The sequence below is a fragment of the Microcystis sp. M53598_WE2 genome, from assembly GCF_030067735.1.
GTDB lineage: Bacteria > Cyanobacteriota > Cyanobacteriia > Cyanobacteriales > Microcystaceae > Microcystis > Microcystis aeruginosa.
Genome location: NZ_JASJFE010000549.1, coordinates 1 through 3,192, shown reverse-complemented (window position 1 = coordinate 3,192; position 3,192 = coordinate 1). Strand labels below are relative to the sequence as shown.

3 protein-coding genes are annotated in these 3,192 nt (G+C 43.2%); 2 read left to right on the top strand and 1 reads right to left on the bottom strand.

All coding sequences use genetic code 11. The features are described 5' to 3' along the window. Positions 1-277 precede the first annotated feature (277 nt). Positions 278-1,813: a bifunctional phosphoribosylaminoimidazolecarboxamide formyltransferase/IMP cyclohydrolase gene (gene purH, locus PX636_RS11235; RefSeq protein WP_288117220.1), complete on the bottom strand. Its 1,536-nt coding sequence runs from the start codon at positions 1,811-1,813 to the stop codon at positions 278-280. 356 nt (positions 1,814-2,169) lie between these two features. On the opposite strand from purH, the gene PX636_RS11230 reads away from it, so the two are divergent. Both PX636_RS11230 and PX636_RS11225 read left to right on the top strand, forming a co-directional pair. Beyond that, positions 2,170-2,745: an ATPase gene (locus tag PX636_RS11230; RefSeq protein WP_288117218.1), complete on the top strand. Its 576-nt coding sequence runs from the start codon at positions 2,170-2,172 to the stop codon at positions 2,743-2,745. Next, positions 2,738-2,923, top strand: a complete 186-nt coding sequence (locus PX636_RS11225) for a hypothetical protein (protein ID WP_002794338.1) — start codon at positions 2,738-2,740, stop codon at positions 2,921-2,923. The genes PX636_RS11230 and PX636_RS11225 overlap by 8 nt, the downstream gene beginning before the upstream one ends. Positions 2,924-3,192 lie beyond the last annotated feature (269 nt).

The window sequence follows — 3,192 nt, the reverse complement described above, 5'->3', positions numbered from 1 at the left end:
CAAAAATTATAACCCAATCACAGCTTGCTTTTAGCTTTTGTACTAACTGAGTAGTTCTAAGCTACTAAAATGCGTATCTATCGTTGCTAATTCAATTTCACTGAAAAAATATGGGGCAATTAAAATTATTTTTATTTGGGGTTAAGTCTCTTGAATAGAAAGACTTTTAGTCTTGAGATAATATTAGGTCGAGGTCTATTGAGTCAGGGAAATTAACCGATAATTAATACAAAGTTGGGGTGCGTTAATTTAAGCAATAACACACCCTAACTTTGTATTAATGCAAGAAATGACGAATGCCTGTTAAGACCATAATTAAACCTAACTCATTAGCGGCATTAATTGAATCCTGATCTTTTAAAGAACCTCCGGGTTGAACAATTGCCTCGATACCAAACTGGGCCGCCGTGCGAACAGAATCATCAAAAGGGAAAAAACCATCACTAGCTAAATAGCCACCTTTAGCCGCTTCCCCTGCTTGTTCAAGGGCAATTTTCACCGAACCAACGCGATTCATTTGCCCCGCACCAACGCCTAAAGTAGTTTTATTTTTTGTCACCACAATAGCGTTAGATTTAACGTGCTTAGATACTTTCCAAGCAAACAGTAATTCCGCTAATTGTGCGGGGGTAGGTTGTTTTTCTGTCACCACTCGCCACTCATCCGGAGTTTCCACCACGTCATCGGCCGCTTGTACTAGAAAACCGCCAGCGATAACTTTTACTGTTTGTTTTTCTCCCGTGGTTAAATCCGGCAGCAATAAAATCCGCACTTTTGACTTTTTAGCGAGTATATCCCGGGCTTCGGGGCTACAATCGGGGGCTACCACGCATTCTAGGAAGGTTTTCGTTAATTCTTTAGCGGTTGCTTCGTCTATGGCTTGATTTAGGGCAACAATACCCCCAAAAGCCGAGATAGCATCGGCGTTAAAAGCTTTAGTATAAGCTTCCACTAAACTACCACCGATCGCCACCCCACAGGGATTAGTGTGTTTCAAGATAGCGGCAGCCGGTTCTTCACTGCCGAATTCGGCGATTAAACGGCGGGCTGCTTCTAAATCGACTAAATTGTTATAACTTAGTTCTTTTCCCTGTAATAAGGTCGCTTTTCCCCAACCTTGAGCCATTGTACCGCTGCCGTACCAAGTGGCACTTTGGTGGGGATTTTCGCCGTAACGCAGGGTTTGCAGGGCATTTCCCGCCAAATTAAAGCGAGTCGTTTCCCCGTTTAAGCTGGCGAAATAGGCAGCGATCGCACCATCGTAGGCATTGGTTAAAGCGAAGGTTTCCCCCGCCATTTTTTGACGGAATTCCAGGGAGATTTCGCCGTTATTTTGCCGTAATTGGCTTAAATACTGCTCGTAATACTTCGGGTTACTGATGACAGTCAAATGGGCGAAATTTTTAGCTGAGGCGCGTAACATCGCCGGACCACCAATATCGATTTGTTCGATCGCCTGAGCGGTGGTGACATCAGGATTGGCGATCGTCTGTTCAAAGGGATAGAGATTAACCACCACCAAATCAAAAGGACGAATTTGATTAGCCTCCATTTCCGCTAAATCTGACTGCCAATCCCGTCTAGCCAAAATACCGCCATGGATGCGAGGATGGAGAGTTTTCACCCTTCCGCCCAAGATTTCAGGAGATCCTGTATATTCTCCCACTTTAATCACGGGAATTCCCGCCGATTGGAGCGTTTTGGCGGTTCCTCCACTGCTAATAATTTCAAAATCAAATTCTTCTGTTAGCTGACGGGCAAAGTCAACTATTCCGGTTTTGTCAGTGACGCTGATCAGCGCTAAACGTCCCATAGTAGTGATCTATAAGCAACAATCTCAGTATATCCCAGCCCTAACCCGTTAAAAATTAAAAAAAGTAGGTTAGTAAATAATCAGCTGCTTCTATATTTTCGTCTCTCAAATATCAACTTATGCCAAGGAAATTTGTAAACTCCTCCTTGAAAGATTTAGTCTGACTTGTTAAAAAATACAGGATTTTTCAGGGTAACGAATTCGATCGAGATTAGTGAAAACCTCTTGGCAACCGTCATCGCCAAATGTTCTCAGATTACCATCATCTAGGAGAGTAGCCACTTCTGGTAAACTGGTACCACTGGTACTTAGTTCGAGGTTATCTCAAAATAATCTGGAGGACGAGCTTTTCCCTCATGTCTGACGTTTATCTAATTGGTGGCCCCAATGGTTCCGGGAAAACCACCGTCGCTAAAAAACTTTTACCCAACTTTTTAGGCGTTATCGAGTACGTTAACGCCGATGAAATTGCCGCCGGACTCTCACCTTTTAATCCTGAGTCGGTTGCTATCCAAGCAGGACGGTTGATGTTAGAAAGACTGATAACACTGAAGTGCCAAGGAATAGATTTTGCTTTTGAAAGCACCCTGGCATCCCGACATTTTGCCCGTTTTTTGAGAGACTGTCAAAGTTCTGGCTATAGGCTCAATCTTATTTATTTTTGGCTACAAAGTCCAGAATTAGCTTTAGAGAGAGTTCACAGAAGGGTAGCCAGTGGCGGTCATAATATTCCTGAAGATGTGGTTCGTCGTCGTTATGAGCGGGGACGCATTAACCTCGTGCAGTTGTATTTACCTTTGTGCGATACTTGGGTTATCTATGATAATTCTGGGGATGAACCGCACTTAGTTGCTGCGTTAGGATTTAATCAACCTCCTATTATTTATAACCCAGACACCTTCCGAATCATTACCAGAAACCAAAATGACTGAACCCACCTTAACGGAACTGCATCAGAAAATCGATACAGGTGTTAGAGTCGCAATCGCAGAAGCAATTGAGAGACACCGGCTCTTAGGAGAGTCTATCAGCATTTTCAAAGATGGTCAAATTGTCACCTTAACAGCCGAGCAAATTCCGCCAAAACTTGCCAAAAAAACGGAAGTGTAAAAAATTGGTTGACTGTATCAAATTTCACTATTCATAGAAACAGTTTCACCTATCCGAGGGATTTATATAGGGCTTGCTGAATAAATGTGAAATATAGACGAGGTAAGGGTTTTAGGGTTCTGTTTTGCTCTCACAGGTGCAAGATTTTGAGAGAATCTTCGTTCAAAACCTTGCGTCTTCATCGGCCCGTGTCCTGTAGGGGCGAAGCATTCGGGCAATAACCTATCGGTGAAACCGGAGATTTTCTATCCGAATGCTTCGCCCGTACT